21 protein-coding genes are annotated in these 21,750 nt (G+C 70.3%); 10 read left to right on the forward strand and 11 right to left on the reverse strand.

The window, feature by feature from the left end; genetic code table 11:
- Positions 1-2,209: 2,209 nt before the first annotated feature.
- Entirely contained in the window at positions 2,210-2,989 is a 780-nt protein-coding gene (locus ACIBP6_RS41930; protein ID WP_397060158.1) for an oxidoreductase, read from the reverse strand.
- Positions 2,990-3,835: 846 nt separating this feature from the next.
- Between ACIBP6_RS41930 and acs the strand changes: the two genes are divergently transcribed.
- The 4 genes from acs to ACIBP6_RS41950 all read left to right on the forward strand — a co-directional run bounded on the left by acs (position 3,836) and on the right by ACIBP6_RS41950 (position 7,920).
- A complete protein-coding gene (gene acs / locus ACIBP6_RS41935) occupies positions 3,836-5,809 on the forward strand; it encodes an acetate--CoA ligase (protein ID WP_397060160.1) in 1,974 nt (657 codons plus the stop codon).
- Between the two features lie 320 nt (positions 5,810-6,129).
- Positions 6,130-6,570: a phage holin family protein gene (locus ACIBP6_RS41940; protein WP_397060162.1), complete on the forward strand. Its 441-nt coding sequence runs from the start codon at positions 6,130-6,132 to the stop codon at positions 6,568-6,570.
- Positions 6,560-7,480: an alpha/beta fold hydrolase gene (locus ACIBP6_RS41945; protein WP_397060163.1), complete on the forward strand. Its 921-nt coding sequence runs from the start codon at positions 6,560-6,562 to the stop codon at positions 7,478-7,480. The genes ACIBP6_RS41940 and ACIBP6_RS41945 overlap by 11 nt, the downstream gene beginning before the upstream one ends.
- Positions 7,477-7,920 (forward strand): DUF309 domain-containing protein, encoded by a 444-nt coding sequence (locus ACIBP6_RS41950; RefSeq protein WP_397060165.1) that lies wholly within the window; start codon positions 7,477-7,479, stop codon positions 7,918-7,920. The genes ACIBP6_RS41945 and ACIBP6_RS41950 overlap by 4 nt, the downstream gene beginning before the upstream one ends.
- Here the strand turns inward: ACIBP6_RS41950 and ACIBP6_RS41955 are convergent.
- The 3 genes from ACIBP6_RS41955 to ACIBP6_RS41965 form a co-directional block, all read right to left on the reverse strand.
- Entirely contained in the window at positions 7,917-8,522 is a 606-nt protein-coding gene (locus tag ACIBP6_RS41955; RefSeq protein WP_397060166.1) for a TetR/AcrR family transcriptional regulator, read from the reverse strand. The two genes, ACIBP6_RS41950 and ACIBP6_RS41955, sit on opposite strands and share 4 nt — an antisense overlap.
- Before the next feature lie 9 nt (positions 8,523-8,531).
- A complete protein-coding gene (locus ACIBP6_RS41960) occupies positions 8,532-9,497 on the reverse strand; it encodes an aldo/keto reductase (RefSeq protein WP_397060168.1) in 966 nt (321 codons plus the stop codon).
- An 89-nt stretch (positions 9,498-9,586) separates the two neighbouring features.
- Positions 9,587-10,777, reverse strand: a complete 1,191-nt coding sequence (locus ACIBP6_RS41965) for a MarP family serine protease (RefSeq protein ID WP_397060169.1) — start codon at positions 10,775-10,777, stop codon at positions 9,587-9,589.
- An 82-nt stretch (positions 10,778-10,859) separates the two neighbouring features.
- Between ACIBP6_RS41965 and ACIBP6_RS41970 the strand changes: the two genes are divergently transcribed.
- Entirely contained in the window at positions 10,860-11,372 is a 513-nt protein-coding gene (locus ACIBP6_RS41970) for a HEAT repeat domain-containing protein (protein ID WP_397060171.1), read from the forward strand.
- Here ACIBP6_RS41970 and ACIBP6_RS41975 read toward each other — a convergent pair.
- Positions 11,369-12,016 (reverse strand): NUDIX hydrolase, encoded by a 648-nt coding sequence (locus ACIBP6_RS41975; protein ID WP_397060173.1) that lies wholly within the window; start codon positions 12,014-12,016, stop codon positions 11,369-11,371. The two genes, ACIBP6_RS41970 and ACIBP6_RS41975, sit on opposite strands and share 4 nt — an antisense overlap.
- A 40-nt stretch (positions 12,017-12,056) precedes the next feature.
- Positions 12,057-12,779 carry an endonuclease III gene (gene nth / locus ACIBP6_RS41980; RefSeq protein ID WP_397060175.1) on the reverse strand — a complete coding sequence of 241 codons (723 nt, stop codon included), beginning with the start codon at positions 12,777-12,779 and terminating at the stop codon, positions 12,057-12,059.
- 85 nt (positions 12,780-12,864) lie between these two features.
- On the opposite strand from nth, the gene ACIBP6_RS41985 reads away from it, so the two are divergent.
- Complete coding sequence (locus tag ACIBP6_RS41985; RefSeq protein WP_397060177.1) at positions 12,865-13,296, forward strand: hypothetical protein; 432 nt, start codon at positions 12,865-12,867, stop codon at positions 13,294-13,296.
- 148 nt (positions 13,297-13,444) lie between these two features.
- A complete protein-coding gene (locus ACIBP6_RS41990) occupies positions 13,445-14,146 on the forward strand; it encodes a Crp/Fnr family transcriptional regulator (RefSeq protein WP_397060178.1) in 702 nt (233 codons plus the stop codon).
- On the opposite strand, the gene ACIBP6_RS41995 is transcribed toward ACIBP6_RS41990, so the two are convergent.
- Genes ACIBP6_RS41995 through ACIBP6_RS42010 form a run of 4 tightly spaced genes read right to left on the reverse strand, consistent with a single transcriptional unit; the run spans position 14,128 to position 16,385 of the window.
- Positions 14,128-14,919 carry an MBL fold metallo-hydrolase gene (locus ACIBP6_RS41995; protein WP_397060179.1) on the reverse strand — a complete coding sequence of 264 codons (792 nt, stop codon included), beginning with the start codon at positions 14,917-14,919 and terminating at the stop codon, positions 14,128-14,130. The two genes, ACIBP6_RS41990 and ACIBP6_RS41995, sit on opposite strands and share 19 nt — an antisense overlap.
- Positions 14,916-15,710 (reverse strand): NUDIX hydrolase, encoded by a 795-nt coding sequence (locus tag ACIBP6_RS42000; protein WP_397060294.1) that lies wholly within the window; start codon positions 15,708-15,710, stop codon positions 14,916-14,918. The genes ACIBP6_RS41995 and ACIBP6_RS42000 overlap by 4 nt, the downstream gene beginning before the upstream one ends.
- 55 nt (positions 15,711-15,765) lie before the next feature.
- The gene (locus tag ACIBP6_RS42005; protein ID WP_397060181.1) at positions 15,766-16,233 is read right to left on the reverse strand and encodes a RidA family protein; all 468 of its coding nucleotides are present in this window, start codon (positions 16,231-16,233) and stop codon (positions 15,766-15,768) included.
- Complete coding sequence (locus ACIBP6_RS42010) at positions 16,230-16,385, reverse strand: DUF4177 domain-containing protein (RefSeq protein WP_132612464.1); 156 nt, start codon at positions 16,383-16,385, stop codon at positions 16,230-16,232. Before ACIBP6_RS42010 ends, ACIBP6_RS42005 begins: the two co-directional genes overlap by 4 nt.
- A gap of 176 nt (positions 16,386-16,561) precedes the next feature.
- Here ACIBP6_RS42010 and ACIBP6_RS42015 point away from each other — a divergent pair, with 176 nt between their 5' ends.
- Positions 16,562-17,563: an ArsA-related P-loop ATPase gene (locus ACIBP6_RS42015; protein ID WP_132612462.1), complete on the forward strand. Its 1,002-nt coding sequence runs from the start codon at positions 16,562-16,564 to the stop codon at positions 17,561-17,563.
- Positions 17,560-18,687 (forward strand): ArsA family ATPase, encoded by a 1,128-nt coding sequence (locus ACIBP6_RS42020; RefSeq protein ID WP_132612460.1) that lies wholly within the window; start codon positions 17,560-17,562, stop codon positions 18,685-18,687. The genes ACIBP6_RS42015 and ACIBP6_RS42020 overlap by 4 nt, the downstream gene beginning before the upstream one ends.
- A gap of 49 nt (positions 18,688-18,736) precedes the next feature.
- Here the strand turns inward: ACIBP6_RS42020 and ACIBP6_RS42025 are convergent, their stop codons facing one another.
- On the reverse strand, positions 18,737-19,033 hold the full coding sequence (locus ACIBP6_RS42025) for a WhiB family transcriptional regulator (RefSeq protein WP_090771382.1): 297 nt from the start codon (positions 19,031-19,033) through the stop codon (positions 18,737-18,739).
- A gap of 242 nt (positions 19,034-19,275) precedes the next feature.
- Between ACIBP6_RS42025 and ACIBP6_RS42030 the strand changes: the two genes are divergently transcribed.
- A complete protein-coding gene (locus ACIBP6_RS42030; RefSeq protein ID WP_397060184.1) occupies positions 19,276-21,555 on the forward strand; it encodes a transglycosylase domain-containing protein in 2,280 nt (759 codons plus the stop codon).
- The last annotated feature ends 195 nt before the right edge of the window (positions 21,556-21,750 follow it).

The raw sequence follows: 21,750 nt of genomic DNA on the forward strand, positions 1-21,750 counted from the left end.
CCGGCGGTGGGTGGATGTTGGTGGCCCACCTTGCCGGAGGCGGTCGCGGCGGCGAGGCGCTGGAACGGGTTCTGTGGATAACCGGTGGCGCGCTGGTCCACAGCTGTGGACAACGGGTCTTCGCCGACGCATGGCAGAGGGTCGCTGTTGGCCCGCAGGCCCTGGACCGCGGCTCGCGGGCCCCGACCCCGGTCCGCGAGTGAAGCCTCGGGCGACGCACAGACCTACCGCCTCGGATGGCGTCTGTGGCAGTAGGTCCTCGTCCTTGTACGAAGGACCTCGGCCGCGAAAGCGGGCTGGGGCACGCGATCGGCAAGCGCAAGCGACGCACGATCTTCGATCCGGACGGCAGATCAGCATGCTGGTCCACTGCTTAGGAATCACGGCGTGCGCAACCGGATGTGGCCGGAGAAGGACGGCGGCAGCATGAAGGCGACTGGGCTGGACGGCGCTGTCAGCCGCGGGTCATGAAGCGCGGTGAGACGCAGGCGCACAGCCTCGGTCATGGTGGCACACAGGTTCACGGCACGCATGGGCTGTGGCAGGCAGACGTGCGCGCAAGCAGACGTGCGCGCAAGCGAACGTGCGTGCAGGCAGACGTGCGTGCAGGCAGACGTGCGTGCAGGCAGACGTGCGTGCAGGCAGACGTGCGTGCAGGCAGACGTGCGTGCGCGCAGGCAGGCGCGCAGGCAGGCAGGATGTCAGCGGCGGCCACGAGCGGCTCGCCTGGTGGACTCTTCGCCAGGCGGCCCGCCGATGGCGGTGATCCGGGATGAGGCGGGCGGAGAGAATCTTGAGCGATCCGCGCCGAGGACTCGTTCGGCGGCAGGGTGCCGAACCCGAGACCGCTGGAGCGCGGTGAGCCCGCATAGACATGGCTCTGGGTTGTGGTTCGCGGGCGGCGAACGGATGTGGAGTGGCCGCTGCGTGAGGCGGGAGGCTTGCCCTGGAAAAAGGGCGACCCCCGCCGGGGGGGAGAGCGGGGGTCGCCTGCCGGTCCGGCTCCGGGGGGGTAGAGCCGGTCCCGTTTCAGAAGAAAGCTTTCATCACCTAACCGGAACCTGGCAAGGGAGTTGCAAAGCAATCCCGTGCGCGTCGCTCCAGTTTCAGGCGATACCAACGTATGCTGCCCGATCGACTCGAGTTACGTCGAGGAGCAATCTCGCTTTTTCGCCAAGTTTTTTTCGTCGACTCATAACGATCACATAAAGCTGATCACTCTGTGTGATCGGCGACCATCGCGGATCCACGACTCCTCGTTCCGGATCGCCATAGCGCGCGACGGCCCGATGCACACTCCGGTAAAGGTCTTGGCCGGAGGGGTTCCCATCAGGGCGGATCGGACGTAGAAAGTAGATACGGACTCCGGTCCGGGTGCATCAGTCGGGTACCCACGCGCGACCAGCCGCGGGAGGCGCGTCGAGACGGGCTTGACCCGGTCCGACGGATACAGGTGCACGCTTGGTAACCCGGCGTGGTGCGCAAAGCGACGGCGTCTCAGGATTGAGACGCCGTCCGCTATGTCAGGAAATGTCCGGATCGCCAACCCGTGAGGGCCGGAAGGGCTCGGATCACGAGCTTTGAACAGCGGCACGGCCGCGGTTCATGAAAGGTCCGGGCGGTGGCACGGCCCAAGATCTTGAGGGTTCGGGCAGTAGCACGGCCAGGGTCTCCGAAAGCCACGGCCTCAGCACACGGCGCTGGATTCCAGAGAGCCGCGCTGCGAAATGTCCTCAGCTACAGGATCGTCAAGCACAGGTCCCGAACTACCGCATCACCGTAGGTCCCGGGCTATCGCGCCATCACAGGTCTTGAGCTGCGGCGGCACCACGGCCGCCCGGGTCAGGGCCGCAATGGGCATCGGAACAGCCACATCGCGAAAGGCCCCCACTCAACGCGCCGTAGAAGGTAGGGAACCACCGCACCTCCGCAAGTCCCTGGCTGCCGCATCGCCGCAGGTGGCAGCGCCCACACCACGAAACCCAGGGACAGCCGTACCGAGAAAGAACCGTACGAAACGCACCCCAGAAGACACCGAACCACCGCAGGTCCCCCAACCGCCGCGTCACCGCAGGTACTAGTCGTCCGGCAACGAAGGCCCGGAACGGCCGTACCGCGAGCGGGTCGCATCGCGGATGGTGCTGAACGGCCCGGCCATCGAGGCGGCGGGACTGGCACGACGCCAAGGGTTCGAAAGCCGGTGAGGGGGTCAGCCTCGTTGCATGGCCTCGCAGATCGCCGTGGTTTCGCGTACGCCGAGGGTTACCGCGGAGGCGCAGTGTTGTATCCACTGCGCCACCCCCTCCGGGCTCCCGCTCAGGTACGCCCGCAACGCCTCCGCGTACGGCAGCTCCTGATGCCCCACCTCCACCGCCACCAGCGACTTCGGATCGAGCCCGTACTCGACCAGGGTCAACCGCCCGGCCGAGCGCGCGACGACGCCGTCGGCCGTGCCGAACGGGCGCAGTACCGCCAGCTCCGCGTGCACCACGGCGGAAAGGATGATCGCGGGCGCCTTCGCCGACTGTTCCAGCAGGTCGAACAGGCTCTCCATGCGGATGGACGTGTCGGCCGCAGCGGGCGCGGGGCCGAGGCCGAGCGGGTCGGGGGCGTCGTCGTAGTCGCGGGGACGGCCCAGCGCTGCCTCCGGGGCGAGCCCGGCCGCCGCCACGGCGTGCAGCCGGGCCAGCACCTGCCTGGGCGCCTTGCGCCAGGTCGGGCCCAGCCGTCCCATCTCGGCCGACGCGCGCAGCGCACCCTGTACGACGGGATCGTGGATCTCGTCCCTGCGCAGGGCGTCGAGGGGTACGTCCACACCCTCGACGGCGGCCGAGGCTCGGGCGCCGCGCAGGGACGACTCCGTCGAGACCGCGGGGCTGGCCCGGCGCAGGACGCGGTGACGGTACAGCCGGTCGACGGCCTGCCGGGCCTCGTCCACCGCCTCCGCGACGCCGGGGAACTGGGCGATGACGGCCAAGGGGTCACTCACGTGACCTGACCTTACCTGCGGGTAGCGGTCAAGCGGCCCCAGGGGCGTCGGGGCACGAAACACGGTGCCGGTAGCGATCACTCCCGCGCATGGACGCCGGGCTAGAAGTCCGGTGGGGACAGCAAGCCGCCGCAGCCGCAGACGAAAAGCCCTGTACAAGCAGCGGCCGACCCGCCACCGGCCAAGACGTCCAGTCCGGATAGCGGTCAATCCGCCACAGAGGCGCTCGCCAGGAGGCCGGTGCGGGCAAAGGCCAGTCCGGGCGCGCCGGCCAGGAAGCACGGCGGGGATAGCGGTCAATCTGCCGCTGAGCACCGGCCAAGAAGGCCAGGGCGGGTAGGCGGCCAACTCACCGCGGAAGCCCGGTGCAGGCAACGGCAACCCGCCGGACACAGACCGAGAAGACCAGGACAGCCAACCCACCGCAGCCGACGAAATAGCCGGGGCCGAGTCGGCCGATCCGTCGTAGGCGCGGACCGGCCGAGTCGGCCGATCGGTCGTAGGCGCGGACGGAGAAGGCCGAGCGCCGAACATGACCCTCGGTAACACGCCGCCGTTCCGCCCCGCCGCCAGGCCTCAATGCACCCTGGGACGCTCCTCGTACCGCGAGAAAGGACCGTGGAAGGGGGGCCCATAAAGCGCTGGGAACCCGCCTCCTGCCCCACCCACATATTCCCCTTATTTCAGGATGACAACATTTCAATAGCGTTTGTCATGCGAAGTGATAAGACGCGCCCCGCCTTCGACCCCGAGGTACAGACCTGTCTAGACCTCTTGTGTACGGAGGTCCTGAGCTGGTGAAGTGGGACACGACCTATCCAAATCTGGCCATAGAAGGAGCACGAGGTGGCCCCGGAGACCGCTGGTAACGAAACCCAGGCGCTGTCCAACCTGCTGCAGGAGAACCGCCGGTTCGAGCCGCCGGCTGACCTGGCGGCGGCCGCTAACGTGACCGCGGCCGCTTACGACGAGGCCGCCGCCGATCGCCTCGCCTTCTGGGAGCGCGCCGCCGAGCGGCTGACCTGGGCCAAGCGGTGGGACACGACGCTCGAGTGGAACCCCCCGTTCGCGAAGTGGTTCGTCGGCGGTGAGCTCAACGTCGCCTACAACTGCGTCGACCGTCACGTCGAGGAGGGGCGCGGCGACAAGGTCGCCTACTACTGGGAGGGCGAGCCCGAGGGCGACTCCCGCGTCCTCACCTACAACGACCTGAAGACCGAGGTCTCCAAGGCCGCCAACGCGCTGCAGGAGCTGGGCGTCGGCAGGGGCGACCGGGTGGCCGTCTACATGCCGATGATCCCCGAGCTGCCGATCGCGATGCTGGCCTGCGCCCGCATCGGGGCGATCCACTCGGTGGTGTTCGGCGGGTTCTCGACGCAGGCGCTGAAGAGCCGGATCGAGGACGCCGACGCCAAGCTGGTGATCACCGCCGACGGCGGGTACCGCAGGGGCAAGCCCAACGCGCTCAAGCCGACCGTCGACGAGGCCGTCGCCGAGTGCCCGCAGGTGGAGCACGTCCTGGTCGTACGGCGTACCGGCGAGGACGTCACGATCGGCGAAAAGGACGTCTGGTGGCACGACGTGGTCGACCGCCAGAGCGACCAGCACACCCCGGAGCCGCACGACGCGGAAGACCCGCTCTACATCCTCTACACCAGCGGCACCACCGGTAAGCCGAAGGGCATTCTGCACGCCAGGGGCGGCTACCTCACCCAGACGGCCTGGACCCACCACGCGGTCTTCGACCTCAAGCCCGAGACCGACATCTACTGGTGCACGGCCGACATCGGCTGGGTGACCGGCCACTCCTACATCGTGTACGGCCCCCTGGCCAACGGCGCGACCAGCGTCATCTACGAGGGCACCCCCGACACGCCGCACCGGGGCCGGTTCTGGGAGATCGTGCAGAAGTACAAGGTCACGCTGCTCTACACGGCGCCCACGACCATCCGGACGTTCATGAAGTGGGGCGACGACATCCCCGCCAAGTACGACATGTCCAGCCTGCGCATCCTGGGCTCCGTCGGCGAGCCGATCAACCCCGAGGCGTACGTCTGGTACCGCGAGCACATCGGCGACGAGCGCTGCCCCGTCGTCGACACCTGGTGGCAGACGGAGACCGGCGCCGTCATGATCAGCCCGCTGCCCGGCGTGACCGCGGGCAAGCCGGGCGCCGCGATGCGCCCGCTGCCCGGCATCGTCGCCGACGTGGTGGACGACCAGGGCAACAGCGTCCCCAACGGGGGCGGCGGCTTCCTCGTCGTACGCGAGCCGTGGCCGGCGATGCTCCGCACGATCTGGGGCGACGACCAGCGCTACATCGACACCTACTGGAGCCGCTTCGAGGGGATGTACTTCCCCGGCGACGGCGCCAAGAAGGACGAGGACGGCGACCTGTGGCTGCTCGGCCGCGTGGACGACGTCATGCTCGTCTCCGGCCACAACATCTCCACCACGGAGGTGGAGAGCGCTCTGGTCAGCCACCCGAAGGTGGCCGAGGCGGCGGTCGTCGGCGCCACCGACCCGTTGACCGGCCAGGGCATCGTGGCGTTCGTGATCCTGCGCGGCTCGGCGGAGGAGAACGACGACATCGCCGCCGACCTGCGCAACCACGTGGCCAGGACGCTCGGCCCGATCGCCAAGCCGCGCCAGATCCTCGTGGTGCCCGAGCTGCCGAAGACCCGTTCCGGCAAGATCATGCGCCGCCTGCTGCGTGACGTGGCCGAGAACCGCAGCATCGGCGACGTCACCACGCTGGCCGACAGCACGGTGATGAACCTGATCTCGGAGAAGCTCCCGTCCGCCAAGCAGGAGGACTAGACCCGACACGAGAGCGCATGCCCGGAGATTTCCGGGCATGCGCTCTCGCCGTTCGGGGAGAGGGGAACCAAGACGTTCGGGGATCACACCCGGGCGCTATCTTGTCCGATCGGGTAGTTCTGGAACGGGACCCGTGCTCGCCAGGAAACTCCCCGGCGTGTTCGGCGGCGCCTGGCCGTCATCACGGCCCGGCCTGGCGAGACTGTCGGACATCGCACCCGCCCCGGGGACCGGGCGGTGCCGGCACACGGGTACGCAGGCGTCGCCAGGGCGCTGGATGATGTTTGACACGGCCACCCGGCCCCGATAGGAGACGTTTCATGCCGCAGACTCCCGAGGAAGACTCCCTGGGCTCGCTGGTCGCCGAGGCGACCAGCCACATCTCGTCCCTGGTCCGCTCCGAGATCGAGCTGGCCAAGGCCGAGTTCAGGTTCGACGCCAAACGGGTCGGCACGGCGGCCGGGATGTTCGCCGCCGCCGCGTTCATGGCCCATCTGTGCCTGATCCTCGCCTCGTTCGCGATCGCGTACGCGCTGGCCCAGGTGATGCCCCACTGGCTGGCCTTCCTCATCGTGACGGTCATCTACCTGCTGGCCGCGGGTCTGGCGGTGTTCCTCGGGGTGCGGCGGCTGAAGGGCCTGGCCGGGATGAAGCGCACCGCCCGGTCGATCAAGGGGTTGAAGGAGATCGCCACCCCTGACGGTGAGGTCGTGCCCGCGCGCGGCCCAGACCGCGAGCCGGTGACCCGTGATGGCGCCTGACGAGTCCGTCGTCCAGGTCGAGGGCCCTTGGACGCACCGCGCGGTGCACGCCGGCGGCACCCGCTTCCACATCGTCGAGGCCGGCGAGGGCCCGCTGGTGCTGCTGCTGCACGGGTTCCCGCAGTTCTGGTGGACCTGGCGCCACCAGCTGACGTCCCTGGCCGGGGCCGGATACCGGGCGGTGGCGGCCGACCTGCGCGGCTACGGCGGCAGTGACAAGCCGCCGCGCGGCTACGACCTGCCCACGCTGGCCGCCGACGCGACCGGACTGATCAGGGCGCTGGGCGAGACGTGCGCGACCGTCGTGGGGCACGATTGGGGCGGCCTGCTGGCCTGGACGATGGCCGTGCTCGACCCCAAGTGCGTCCACCGGCTGGTCGTCGTGTCGGCCCCGCATCCGCTGCGGGTGCGCAGGTCGCTGGTGGCCGACCCGTTCGGGCAGCTGAAGGCGAGCCGCCGGGCGATCGGGTTCCAGCTTCCCCTGCTGCCCGAACGCCGCCTCACCCGCCACGACGCGGCCCTGGTCGGCAGGTTGCTGGACGAACGCTCCCGGCCCGGCTGGCCCGCGCCCGACGAGTCGCGCACCTACCGCGAGGCGTTCCGCATCCCTGCCGTGGCGCACTCGGCGCTGGAATACCACCGCTGGTTCGGCCGTTCTCAGCTTCGACCCGACGGCCGGCGCTACGCCAGGGCGATGCGCACACCGGTCGAGGCTCCGACCCTGCAGGTGCACGGGGCGCTCGACCCGGTGGTCCTGCCGCGCACGGCCATCGGTTCGAGCCGTTATGTGGCGGCCCCGTACCGGTGGAGGCTGATGGAGGGGGCCGGCCACTTCCCGCACGAGGAGGTTGCCGACGTGTTCGACACCGAGCTGCTCGGCTGGCTCAACGATCCGGAGCTCGACCGATGAGAGACCGCGACCCCGAGGGCAGGCCGCGCAACGCCCGGCCCCGCGACACCTTCGGCCGCCCGCTCCCGTACGGCTCCCCCGGCGTCGCCCGCGTCCCCGACGACTACGCGCCGACCACCGAGCAGGCTCTCGCCGACGGCCGCCGGTTCCTCGGCGACGGCCTGCCCTTCAACGCCCACGAGGTGTTCGAGGGCCGTTGGAAATGCGCCCCCGACGACGAGCGCGAGCTGTGGCAGGGTCTCGCGCAGATCTGCGTCGGCCTGACCCACCTGCAGCGCGGCAACGGGCGCGGGGCCGTGACCCTCTTCAGTCGCGGCGCCGCCAAGGCCCAGTCGTACGGCGGAGCGTACGACGGCGTCGGCAAGGCGGCCTCGACGCTCACCCAGGACACCGATCCCGGCGAGGCCATCGCCCTGATCCTGGCCAAGCTCCCCGGTTAGGTCAGCGCCGACCGGCCCGCGATCAGCGCCCGGGTGGCGGCTTCGGCCCGCGCCACCGCCAGCTCCACGGCGTCGTCTTCCACGCCGAGCATGCCCAGGTGGAGCAGCCCGGCGTACCCGTGTGCGACGGCGGCCACGGCGGACCCCAGCGACTCGGCGGCCACCGGGTCGCCGCCCGCCAGGGCGGTCGCGGCCGTCTGGAAGACCTCCTTCACCGGCTGGGTGGCGCGCTCGAACTCCGGCTCGCCCACCGGCATCAGCGTGCCGAACAGTGCCTCGAACAACGCCCGGCGCCGGGCGGCGAAGCGGACGTATCCCCTGGCCACCGCTACCAGCCGGGCCTCGTGGGAGTCGCCGCCGATCTCGGCCGAGACGGCCGTGGCGAGCAGCTCGCCCGCGCGTACGCCGACCGCGAGCAGCAGCTCGTCGCGGTCGGCGAAGTGGCGGTAGGGGGCGCTGACGGCGACCCCGAGCCGCCTGCTCGCCTCCGCCAGCGAGAAGCCCTGCACCCCCTGCTCGGCGATCAGCTCCATCGCGGTGTCGATGAGCGCGGCCCGCAGGTCGCCGTGGTGGTAGCGGTCGCGTCTGGTGGTCCGGGGCACGGCCTCAGGTTAGCGTGACAGCTCGTCGAGCTTTCCAGCCTCCGCCTCGGTGAGCGTGAAGCCCATCGCGCCCGCCGCCTCGGCCGCCTGGCGGGGCTTGGAGGCGCCGGGGATGGCCACGACCGTGTCGCCGTAGCGGGTGACGACCCAGTTGAGCGCCACCTGCCCGACCGTGACGCCGTAGCCGGAGGCGATCCGCCGCATGGCGTCGATCAGCGGCGCCGTACGCGCGAGGCCGCGCGTGCTCAGGTCGCGGCGGCCGAAGACCCTGCGCATCACCGGCGCCGTACGGGCGAGCTTGGGGTCGTCGTGGTAGCGCCCGGTGAGCAGCCCGCCGTCGAGCGGCGAGTACGCGATCAGCGTGACGCCCAGCCGGCGGGCGGTCTCCAGGACGCCGTCGCGCTCGATGTCGCGGTGCAGCAGGCTGATCCTGACCTGATTGGCGGCCAGCGCGACGCCCTCGGCGGCGAGCACCCGGTGGGCGAGCAGCATCTGGCGGGCGGAGAAGTTGCTCACCCCGACCGCCCTGACCTTGCCCGCCCTGGCCAGCGCGGCCATGGCCCGCAGCTGGGCGGTCAGGCTCGACAGCGACCCCGTCGGCATGTGGATCTGGTGCAGGTCGACGGGGTAGCCGCCGAGGTGGGCGAGGCGGTCGCCGATGGTGCGGGTGATGCTGGCGGCCGTGCGCCCCAGCGGGGCCCACTTGGTGGCGACGGCGACCTGGCCGGGCGCGACGCCGCACTTCTTGAGCGCGGCGGCCAGGACTTCCTCCGAGTCGCCCGCGCCGTACATCTCGGCCGTGTCGAACCAGGTGATGCCGCCGTCTAGCGCGGCCCGCACCACCGCGGCGGCGGCGGCCTCGTCGATGGGCCTGATCATCAGCCGTGTCACGTTCCCGGTGCCGGAGAACTGCATGCATCCCAGTCCGACGGGGCTGATCTCGATGTCGGTGGTGCCGAGTCTGCGCGCCTTCATGGGCCACTCCTCCATGTGATTACCTATCACATTGTGAGAAGCTATCACATTGAGGCGAGCGAAACGAGGCTCGTCGCTCTGGGGAGCCGTCAGTCGCAGTCCTGCGTGCTGGCCGGCGTGGTGTCGTTGCGGCCCGCGGCGGCGTCGGGGGCGACCTCGTCGGCCGTCAGGACGTAGCCGGTCTGCTCCTCGTTGATCGCGGCGGCGAAGATCACGCCGTAGACCCGGCCGTCGACGGTGAGCAGCGGCCCGCCGGAGTTGCCGGGCAGCACCTCGCCGCGGATCGCGTAGACCTCGCGCCGGACGGTGTTCGCGCGGTAGATGTCGGGGCCCTCGGCGGTGAGCTGGCCGCCGATGCGGGCGGGCGCGGCGGTGAACCCCCGGCCCTTGGGGAAGCCGGCCACGATCGCGTTGTCACCGCGCTCGGCCTCGGCGTCGAACGGCAGCTGCGGCAGGTCGAGCCCAGGCACGTACAGGACGGCGATGTCGCGCCGCGGGTTGTAGCGCACCACCACGGCCGAGTGGCGGGTGTTGGTGGAGTCGATGACCTGCAGGTCGCGGTTGACGCCCGCGACCACGTGGGCGTTGGTCATGATGCGGCCGGGCGCGTAGACGAAGCCGGTGCCCTCGATGTGCTTGTTGCAGCTGTCGGCGTTGCCCTGCACCTTGACGATGCCGCGCCGGGCGCGGGCCAGCTTGGCCCCCTGCAGCACGCTCTGGTCGGGCGGCGGCACGTCGATGAGGTGACCGGCCCCGATCGCGTCGAAGACCGGCGGGAACTCCGAGCGGTCGATGAACTTCTTGAACGGCTGCTGCCAGTTGCGGGCGGCCTGCGGCAGGGCCTCGTCGACCGTCGTGAGCAGCGCGGAGTTCTTCACCTGGTCGACGAGCGGGGTGAAGGTGCTGGAGACGACCAGCGAGCCGATCAGCCACGCGATCACCAGCACCGACAGCGCGCTGGCGAACGTGCCGCCGATCGCGTCGGCCACCTTGGCCGGCTCCCACGTGACGTGGCTGCGCACCACCGCCCCGAGCGTCGAGGAGGCGAACTGGCCGACCGTCGCGGACAGGAAGACGATCACGATGGCGAGCAGCGCCTGGGGTGTGTCGCCCTCGACGACGGCGTTCGTGATCGGGGGCGCGATGAACACCCCCAGCACGGCCCCGCCGACGAACCCCACGAAGCTCATCACCCCGATGATGAAGCCCTGCCGATATCCGGAGATGCCGAAGGCGATCACCAGGGCGATCAGAATGAGGTCAAGCAGATCACCGCGCACGCTTCAAAGGTAGCCAGCGATAGAGTCAAGCGTGCACGTCTTCGATCAGGACGGCGTCACCCGCCTGACTATCTTGGGCGGTATGCCGGGGGCCGAGGGAACAGTGCGCGAACTCATCCGGGCGGCTCTGAGCGACACCGACCCCGACGGGCCGCTGCGCTGGCATGTGATCTCCACGCTCCGCCAGCGCGGCGATCTCGAGTCGTTCATCGAGGCGCGCCGGCTCTGCGCGGCGGAAACCGTCGATGAGCGGCTGCTCGGCGTCGACATCATGGGCATGCTCCACGCCTTCTCCGACCGTACGCTGCCGGTGCTGCGCTACCTGGCCGCCAGCGAGGACGACGCGATGGTGCTCTACTCGGTGCTGATCGCGTTCGGCCACCTGGCCGACCCGCGCTCGCTGCCGTCGGTGATCGACCTGGCCGGCCACGACGACCCCAGAGTCCGGTACGGCGCCGCGTACGCGTTGCAGCACGTTCTGGGCGATCCGCCCGACCGGGCGGGCCTGGAGACGCTGCGCGCGCTGGCGGCCGACGACGACGCCGACGTGGCGGGCTGGGCCTCGCTCGGCGTGGCGCTGTGGGCCGCTCGCTAGGAGCGGGAGGCCAGCCCGAGTATGTCGGGCGGCAGCTGCTCGACCCTGGCGGTGTCCCACGGGCGCTCCAGCCCGGCCGCGCGCAGCACCGAGTCGAGCACCATCGCCGTGAACCCCCACACCACCATCCCGCGCACCCGGAACGCCGGGCCCGCCATGCCGCTCGGGTGGCGCAGCATGATGCGGTTGCCGGGATCGACCAGCTCGGCGATCGGCACCCGCTCGACGGAGTCGACCTCGTCGGGCGAGGCCGCGTGCACCGCCGACGGGACGCGCCACCAGGCCACCACGGGCGTGACGCGGTTGTCGCTGTGGTTGAGGTAGAGCTCCGGCATCGTGCAGAGCACGTGGACGCCGGCCGGATCGACCCCGGTCTCCTCCTCCGCCTCGCGCAGCGCGGCGCCGACCGGCCCGCCGTCGCCGGGATCGACGCCGCCTCCCGGGAAGGCCGGCTGCCCGGGGTGGCGACGTCCGCGCGTGCTGCGCTGGATCAGCAGCACGTCAGGCCCTAACGGGCCCTCGCCGAACAACATCAGCACCGCCGCCTCCCTGCCGCCGTCGGCGGGGGGAAGCAGGTAGCGGGGGACCTTGGCCTGTTGCGCCTGCGCCGCCAGACGTTCGAGCCAGTCGGGCACTTGGGTCACGAAACCTCCAACACGACGAGTGCTCGATCACTTCCCGGCATCAGGAGAAGGGCCCGGACCTGACGAGCTTGGCGGCCTGCCCGGGGTCGGTCGGGCCGGCGCCGTACGAGGGGCACAGGGCGGCCAGCGGGCACACGCCGCACGCGGGCCTGCGGGCGTGGCAGATGCGGCGGCCGTGCCAGATGACCCGGTGGGAGAAGATCGTCCACTCGCGCCGGGGCAGCAGCTCCCCCACGACGTGCTCGATCTTGACGGGGTCGGTCTCCTCGGTCCAGCCGAAACGGCGTACGAGGCGCTGGAAGTGGGTGTCGACGGTCAGGCCGGGGACGTCGAAGGCGTTGCCCAGCACCACGTTGGCCGTCTTGCGGCCCACGCCGGGCAGGCTGACCAGGTCTTTCAGCTTGCCCGGCACCTCGCCGCCGTAGCGCTCGCAGATCGCCTGCGCCATGCCGATGATGCTGTTGGTCTTCGCGCGGAAGAAGCCGGTCGAGCGGATGATCTCTTCCATCTCGGACCGGTCGGCGCTCGCGTACTCCTCGACCGTCGGATATTTCGCGAACAGGATCGGGGTCACCATGTTGACCCGTTTGTCGGTGCACTGGGCCGAGAGGATGGTCGCGACCAGCAACTCCAGCGGGTTGCCGAAGTCGAGCTCGCAATGGGCGTCCGGGTAGGTCTCCGCGAGGACGCGGTTCATCTTGCGGGCCCGTCGCACCAGTGCGAGCCGGGTCTCCTGCCTGCCCCCCGCCGCTTTCGTCGCCATGCCGCCAGCGTAGAAGCTTCCGCGAACGGTTGAACCCGGGACGGCCTGGTCCGCGTACAACCTGACACCACCGAAGGGGGTTGTCATGGGAAGTTCGACGCTGGCGGAGTTCGTCCGGATGGGCGGACCGCTGCGCGGCCCGGCGCTGCACCGGGTGGCCGTGCGGTGCGCGGCGGCCATGCTCCACACGACGGTCCACACGACCTCGGGGGTACGGCTCCGCCCCGACGAGGTGGCGCTCGGGCCCGGCGGCCAGGTGCTCGTCGGCTGCGCGTCCGCCGGTGAGCCCGCGGACGACGTACGGGCCTGGGCCGATCTGGTGGTCTTCGCGGCCACGGGCGCCGCGGACGGCGACGTGCGGGTGCTGCCGCCCGTGCTGCGGATCGCCGTGGAGCGCTGCCGCCACCCCAGCGCCGCGTCCCGTCCGAGGGCCGCTGACCTGGTGCGCGTCCTGCTCGGCCGGTCGGTCGCGGCGGCGATGGCCTCGGTGGACGACCTGCTGTCCCGCGCGGGCTGAGCTTCCAGGGGACCGCGGACGGAACGAACCGCCGCATCAGGTACCTTTCCCCATGGACTTCACGCACCTCAGCGTGCCTGGACAAGACCAGACCACTCCGGCATTCCCATAATCTGTTTGTGTGCCGCCCGGAGTGGGGTGAGTCACAATGGGCAGCAGAGGAGGCAGAGTGAACACCGAAGACGTGCTGGGCAAGGCCCCCCTGTTCGCCGCGCTCGACCGCGAGAGCGCCGCGGCGCTGCGGACGAGCATCACCGAGGTCCAGCTGTCCAAGGGGCAGACGCTCTTCCACGAGAACGAGACGGGCGACCGCCTCTACGTCGTGCTGGAGGGCAAGATCAAGCTGTCCCGCACCTCCCCCGACGGGCGCGAGAACCTCCTCAGCGTGCTCGGGCCGAGCGAGATGTTCGGCGAGCTGTCGTTGTTCGACCCGCGACCGCGTACGGCGACGGCCACGGCCCTGACCGAGGTGCGCCTGGCCGGGCTCGGCCACGACGACCTGCGGCCGTGGCTCACCGGCCGCCCCGAGGTCGCACTCCACCTGCTGCGCGCGCTCGCCCAGCGCCTGCGCCGCACCAACGACGTGCTGGCCGACCTGGTGTTCACCGACGTGCCCGGCCGGGTCGCCAAGCAGCTGCTCGACCTCGCCGAGCGCTTCGGCACCAAGGCCGACGACGGCCTGCGGGTCCACCACGACCTCACCCAGGAGGAGCTGGCGCAGCTCGTCGGCGCCTCCCGCGAGACGGTCAACAAGGCGCTGGCCGACTTCGCCCAGCGCGGCTGGCTGCGCATCGAGGCCAAGGCCGTGGTCATCCTCGACATCGACCGGCTCTACAACCGGTCCAGGTAGTCGAGCTGGGCCGCCACCGACATCTCGGCGGCCGGCCAGAGTGAGCGGTCGACGTCGGCGTACACCATCTTGACGATCTCGCGCGGCGTGCGCGCGCCCCTGGCGCGGGCGGCCCTGATCTGGTCGAGGCGCTCGCGCCGGTGGGCGATGTAGCCGTCGAGCGCGCCGATCGGGTCGGGCAGCACGGGGCCGTGCCCTGGCAGCAGCGCCCGCGCCTCCAGGCTCTCCGCCGCCGCCCTGAGCCGGTCGAGGCTGCGCAGGTAGTCGGCCAGGCCGCCGTCGCGGGCGACAATCGTGGTGCCTCTGCCGAGCACGGTGTCGCCGGTCAGCATCGCCCGGTCCTGCGGGATCCAGAAGCACAACGAGTCGAACGAGTGGCCCGGCGTCGCGTACACGTGCAGCTCCAGGCCGCCCGCGCTCACCACGTCGCCGTCGTCCAGCCCCTCGCCGCCCAGCCGGTGGCGCGGGTCGAGAGCGCGGACGGGCGCCTTCACCAGCTCGGCGAAACGCCGGGCGCCGCCGCTGTGATCGATGTGGCCGTGGGTGAGCAGGACCTCGGTGACACGGCGCGCACCGAGATGGTCGCGTACGCGCAGCAGGTGAGACTCGTCGTCGGGCCCCGGATCGACCACGACGACCTCGTCGCCGGCGCCTATCACCCACGTGTTGGTGCCGTCGAGGGTCATCGCGGAGGGGTTCGGCGCGAGCAGGTTCTCGGCGTGGTCGGTACGCGACCCGTCCGGCGTGCCGACCGGGATGTACAGGCCGCTCATGCCGTCACCAGCCGCATCTCGCCCTCGATCTCCACCGCGCGCGGCATGATCGTGACGATCTCGCGCGGCGCGGCCAGGACCCCGCCCACGCCGTCGTACTGCGACAGCTCGCTCAGCGTGCGGTGGGTCGGCGGCATGAGGAAGATCTCCCCCCGGCGGGCCAGCTCCAGCGCCTCGGCCGGGCGCTGCCAGACCACCCGGTCGGCCTCCCCGCCCACGTCGCGGGTGCGCTGGCCCTCGGGCAGCACGGCGACGAAGAAGCGCGTGTCGAAGCGCCTGGTCTCGATCTCCGGCGTGATCCAGTGGGCCCAGGGCTTGAGCAGGTCGGCGCGGAGCACGAGCCCGCGCCTGGCCAGGAAGTCGGCGAAGGCGAGGCTCCGGTCGATCAGCGCCAGCCGGTCGGCCTCCCAGTCGTCGCCCGTCGTGTCGGCCACCACCGAGCCGGGCCCCGGCCCGGCCAGCAGCACGCCGGACTCCTCGAACGTCTCGCGTACGGCCGCGCACACCAGGCCCCGGGCGAGCCGCTCGTCGGTGTTGAAGGCCGCGCCCCACTCCGCGGGCGACGGCCCGGCCCAGGCGACCGCCTGGTCGGCGTCGCGCACGTCGACGGAACCGCCGGGGAAGACGTACGCGCCCGCGGCGAAGGCCATCGTGGACTTGCGCCGGAGCAAATAGACCTGAGGGCCCGGGCGCAACAGCACCACCGTGGCGGCGTCGCGCGCGGGCACCGGCTGGACGCGTCCGGCGAGGACGTCCCGGGCCCGCGCGGCGAGCTCGGCTGGAAGTGGCAGACCAGTCACATGACCTCCTCTAGAACATCACTCGGTCATGGTGACATATGCCCGTTCAGTCGACTTCGGCGATCAGTTCCACTTCGACGGGCGCGTCCAGCGGCAGGGAGGCCACACCCACGGCGCTGCGCGCGTGCTTGCCCACCACGTCGCCCAGCGCCTGGACGAGCAGCTCGCTGGCGCCGTTGCCGACCTTCGGCTGGTCGGTGAAGGCGGGGTCGCTGGCCACGAACACCACGACCTTGACGACGCGCACGACCCTCGCCAGATCGCCGACCTCGGCCTTGACCGCGGCGAGCGCGTTGAGCGCGCAGACGCGGGCCAGCTCGGCGCCCTGCTCGGTGGTCACCTCGGCACCCAGCTTGCCGGTCAGCGCCAGCTTGCCCTCCACCATGGGCAGCTGGCCCGAGGTGTAGACGAGGTCGCCGGTGCGCACGGCCGGCACGTAGGCCGCCAGCGGGGCCACCACCTCGGGCAGCGTCAGGCCGAGCTCCGTGAGCCTCTCTTCAGGGGTGGTGGTCACTGCTTCTCCCGCTTGAAGTAGGCGACGAGCTGCTCGGGCGTGGCGCCCTGCACGATCTGCACGAGCTCCCAGCCGTCGGCGCCGAAGTTGTCCAGGATCATCTTCGTGTTGTGGATCAGCAGCGGGGCGGTGAGGTACTCCCATTTCTTCATGGGGATCACGATAGGCGCTGAGACCCGCAGCCTGTGCTGCACCGCTGAACGCGGCGCACCATAGGCGCTGAGACCCGCAGCCTGTCGGCGCCGCCATACGTGGCGCAGCAGAGTGTGAGCAATCTCAATGGGTGGTCGTCGGCTTTCGGCAAGTGACGCTTCGGTAGCCTCGAAGCGTGGACTCTCCGGACACGGATTGGGCCGACGTACGACTGCACGTCGTCACCGGCAAGGGCGGCACCGGCAAGACGACGGTCGCCGCCGCCCTGGCCCTTGCGCTGGCCTCGGGCGGCCGCAAGGTGCTGCTGGTGGAGGTGGAAGGCCGGCAGGGCATCGCGCAGATCTTCGACCTGCCGCCGCTGCCGTACGAAGAGCGCAAGATCGCGGTGGCCCCGTCGGGCGGTGACGTGTACGCGCTGGCCATCGACCCCGAGGAGGCCATGCTCGAGTACATGGAGATGTTCTACGGGATGCGCCGCGCGGGTCGCGCGCTGACCAAGATGGGCGTCGTCGATTTCGCCACCACCGTCGCGCCCGGCTTCCGCGACGTGCTCGTCACCGGCAAGACGACCGAGGCCGTACGCCGGCGCGGCAGGAACGGCCGCAGGGTCTACGACGCGGTCGTCCTCGACGCCCCGCCCACGGGCCGCATCACCCGTTTCCTGAACGTCACCAAGGAAGTGGCGGGCCTGGCCAAGGTCGGCCCGATCAAGAACCACTCCGACCTGGTCAGCGGCGTCGTGAAGTCGCCGGAGACCGCCGTGCACTTCGTCACCCTGCTGGAGGAGATGCCGGTGCAGGAGACGCTCGACGGCGTCACCGAATTGCGCGCCGCCGGTCTTCCCGCCGGTGGCATATTCATCAACATGGTGCGCGAATCCCTCCTTCCCCAGGCCGCACTTGACTCGGCTGTCAAAGGCCGGCTCGACGTCGCGGAGCTCACTCTCGGGCTCAAGGCGGCGGGAGTGATCGACGGCGCCCAGGCCACTTCAATGGCCGAGGCGCTCGCCGAAGAGATCGTGGAACACGCCCGCCGCACCCGCCTCGAAAGCACCGAACGCGAATCGCTGGCCGAAGCGGGCCTGACGACGTACGAGCTGCCGTTGCTGGCCGACGGCGTCGACCTGGCCGGCCTGTACGAGCTGGCCGAGTCCATGCGCACCCAGGGAGCAGCGTGAAGAAGCCCGCCGTACTCGACATCGACGCGATCCTCGACGATCGGGGCACCCGCATCATCGTGTGCTGCGGCTCCGGCGGCGTCGGCAAGACCACGACCGCCGCGGCGCTCGGCCTGCGGGCCGCCGAGCGCGGCCGGTGCGCGGTCGTGCTGACCGTCGACCCGGCCCGGCGCCTGGCCCAGTCGATGGGCCTGACGGAGCTCGACAACACCCCGCGCCTGGTCGGCTCGCCCGACGGCGACGGCCGGCTCTACGCGATGATGCTCGACATGAAGCGCACGTTCGACGAGATCATCGAGGCGCACGCCGACCCGGAGCGGGCCCGGCAGATCCTGTCGAACCCCTTCTACCAGTCCCTTTCGTCGAGCTTCTCCGGCACGCAGGAGTACATGGCCATGGAGAAGCTCGGCCAGCTGCGCCGCTCCGACGAGTGGGACCTGATCATCGTGGACACGCCGCCCTCGCGCTCGGCGCTCGACTTCCTCGACGCTCCCGAGCGACTCGGACGCTTCCTCGACGGCAGGTTCATCAGGCTGCTGACCGCCCCGGCCAAGGCCGGTGGGCGCAGCGCGTTCCGGCTGCTCAACGCCGGGTTCGGGTTGATGGCCGGGGCGATGACGAAGCTGCTCGGCGCGCAGGTCATCAAGGACCTGCAGACGTTCGTGTCCGCGCTCGACGCGGTGTTCGGCGGGTTCCGGCAGCGGGCCGAGGCGACGTACCGGCTGCTGCAGGCGCCCGGCACGGCCTTCCTCGTGGTGGCCGCGCCCGAGCGGGACGCGATGCGTGAGGCGTCCTACTTCGTGGAACGCCTGGCCGAGGAGCGTATGCCGTTGGCCGGCCTGGTGGTCAACCGCGTGCACACCTCTCCGGCCTCGGCGCTGTCGGCCGCCCGCAGCGCCGCCGCCGCGGAAGACCTGGAATCGAGGGGCGAGCACGAGCTCACCGCCGCCGTGCTGCGGCTGCACGCCGGGCGGATGCAGCTCGCGGCCCGTGAGAGCCGCGAACAGGAGCATTTCGTCTCGGCCCACCCCACGGTGCCCGTGGTGCAGGTCCGCGCCATGTCCGAGGACGTCCACGATCTGGCGGGGCTGCGCCGGATCGGGAACCTGCTGGCGACCGCATAGAGGTACGGCCGGCGGGCGGCGCCGGCCGTACGCGGTCGCCGATCCGGGATCAGCCCGCGATCAGCTCGTTGGTCCGTTCGTACTCTTCCTTGGCCGACTCGAGCAGGTCGCGCCACGAGTCCACGTCGGGCCGTCTGCGCAGCAGCGCACGCCTTTCGCGTTCGGTCATACCGCCCCACACCCCGAACTCGATGCGGTTGTCCAGCGCATCGGCGAGGCACTCGGTACGGACCGGGCAACCCCGGCAGATGAGTTTCGCTCTGTTCTGCGCGGCGCCCTGCACGAACAGGGCATCCGGATCCGCACCCTTGCAGGCGGCACGGGAGGTCCAATCCGTGATCCACATTTTTCGACCCCACTCCCCTTAGGTGGTCAGTCGTCATTTGGGGCCGACGGGCGCGGGCGCCGAGCCTCCGTATTCAGTTGCCGCAGGGAGAACGTACGCAACCGACCCTTCGGACCGACAGACCCCAGAGGACCAATTTCTCGCGGCAGTCTTGACCGGGAATGACTAGTCACCCCCGCCAGTCAAGGCGAAATGGTGTCGTGCTACCGATTAGGTCAGTCTTTCGACGTACCCTTAGGGGTGTGCAAGCCCAGGGCAAAGACCGCTCCAACCCGGTACTCAACATCCTGCGCCTGATCACCGCGGGAGCAGCGGCCGGCGTGCTCACCGCCGCCGTGGCGCTGCCCGCGATCGGTGGAGCGGGGATCTCCACGAAGAGCGCCGTCGAAGGGCTCAACCTCAAGCCCGAGGAGCTGGAGGAGCCTCCGCTGTCGGAGGTCACCCGGCTCTACGACGCCAACGGTGACCAGATCGGCCAGTTCTACTTCGAGAACCGGCAGTCGGTCACGCTGGACAAGGTCGCCCCCATCATGCGCACAGCCCTGATCGCCATCGAGGACTACCGTTTCTACCAGCACGGGCCCATCGATGTGGAAGGAACGGCAAGAGCGCTCGTCAAGAATCTGACGAGCGGCGGCGTCACGCAGGGCGGTTCCTCGATCACCCAGCAGTACGTCAAGCAGGTTCTGCTCAACAAGGCCAAGACGCCGGAGGAGCAGGCCGCGGCGATCGCGCCCACGGTCTCGCGCAAGCTGTCGGAGCTGCGCCACGCCATGGCGGTCGAGAAGAAGTACACCAAGGACCAGATCCTTGAGAAATATCTGAACATCGCCTACTTCGGCGCGGGCGCCCATGGCATCCAGGCGGCGGCCAAGCGCTTCTTCGACAAGCCGGCCTCCGAGCTCAACCTCGTCGAGGCCGCCACGCTCGCCGGCGCCGTCCAGAACCCCGCCCGCACCGACCCCAACGTCGGCCCTGACTCACGTGAGCGGCTGCTGGAGCGGCGCAACGTCGTGCTCGACCGCATGGCCGAGCTCAAGATGATCAAGCCGCAGGAGGCGGCCGAGGCCAAGACGAAGAAGCTCGGCTTCAAGGACATCGAGGCTCCCGGCGGGTGCGAGGAGAGCGAATATCCGTACTTCTGCCTCTACGTCCAGTACGAGATCCTCAACAACGAGGACTTCGGCAAGAACCAGGAGGAGCGCAGGGAGCTCCTGGAGCGGGGCGGTCTGAGGATCAAGACCACGATCGAGCCCAAGATGCAGGCCGCCGCCGAGCAGGCGATCAGGAAGTACGTCAGCGCCAAGGACAAGCCCGTGGCCTCGCAGGCCATGGTCGTGCCCGGCACCGGTGAGATCAAGGCCATGGCCGCCTCCCGGAAGTACGGCCGGAGCAAGAGCAAGAACGAGATGAGCTACAACATCGTGGCCGACGGCGCGCACGGCGGCGGCCGCGGGTTCCAGCAGGGCTCGACGGCCAAGGTCTACACACTGGCCGCCGCGCTCGAAGAGGGCTTGAAGTACGGCGACGGCTTCCCCTCCCCCGCGGGTTACCAGGCCAGCGGCTACAGCGCGTTCAAGAACTGCAAGGGCCAGAACGTCGGCGACCCGTCCCACACCGTGCGCAACTCCAGCGAGGGCGGCGGCGGCTTCAAGACGCTCGAGACCGGCACCTGGGGCTCGGTGAACACCTTCTTCGTCAAGCTGCAGGAGGAGGTCGGGCTCTGCGACGTCGTCAAGATGGCCAAGAAGCTCGGCGTCAAGCGGGCCGACGGGCAGAAGCTGTCGGAGGTCGAGACCTTCACGCTCGGCGTCAACGAGGTCGACCCCGTCACGATCGCCAGCTCATACGCGGTCTTCGCCGCCCGCGGCGAATACTGCAAGCCGCTGGCCATCACCGAGATCACCGACCGCTACGGCAAGGTCAAGCAGTACAAGCCGAAGTGCTCCCAGGTGCTGGACGAGAAGGTCGCCGACGCCGTCAACGGCATCCTGTCCGGGGTGTTCACCAAGGGCACCATGACCGAGGTCGGCGGCATCGGGCGTGACGCGGCCGGCAAGACCGGCACGACCGACAACTACATGTCCGCCTGGTTCGCCGGTTACACGCCGAACCTGGCGTCGGCCGTGAGCCTGGGCGACCCGCGCGGCACCTCGGCCCACAAGCTGATCGGGGTCACGATCGGCGGGCGGTACTACTCGTACGTGTACGGGGCGTCGATCTCGGGGCGCATCTGGAAGGACTCCATGCTGGACGCCCTCAAGGGGGTCGAGCCGACCGACTTCACGCCGGTCGACCGGTCGCGCTTCGGCGGCTGCACCGACAACTGCGCGCCCAAGCCGCCCAAGGAGCGGCGCGACGACGGGCCGCGCGATCCGTTCGACTGGTTCGACCGCGACGACGACGGCGGCGGCGACGACCGGGGTGACTGGGGCAACGGGCGGGCTGGCGACGGCCCGGGCAACGGCCGGGGGAACGGTCGCGGGGCCGGTGACGCCGGCCCCGCCGGCAACGACGACTGACCCTCCAGGGGCCTCTGCGGGCCTGCGGGCGCTTGTGGGCCTTCCGGGAGTCCGGTGGACCGGCCGGGCCCTCTCCCGCGCCTTCGCGGCCCGGAGACGGGCCCGTAAAGCGCTGAGGCCCCCGCCCATCAGGGGCGGAGGCCTCGGAGGTCCGGATCGGCGGAACCGCACAGAGATCCGCCCGATCACGGCCCG

This window comes from Nonomuraea terrae (assembly GCF_044465245.1).
In the GTDB taxonomy this organism is placed as follows: Bacteria; Actinomycetota; Actinomycetes; order Streptosporangiales; family Streptosporangiaceae; genus Nonomuraea; species Nonomuraea terrae.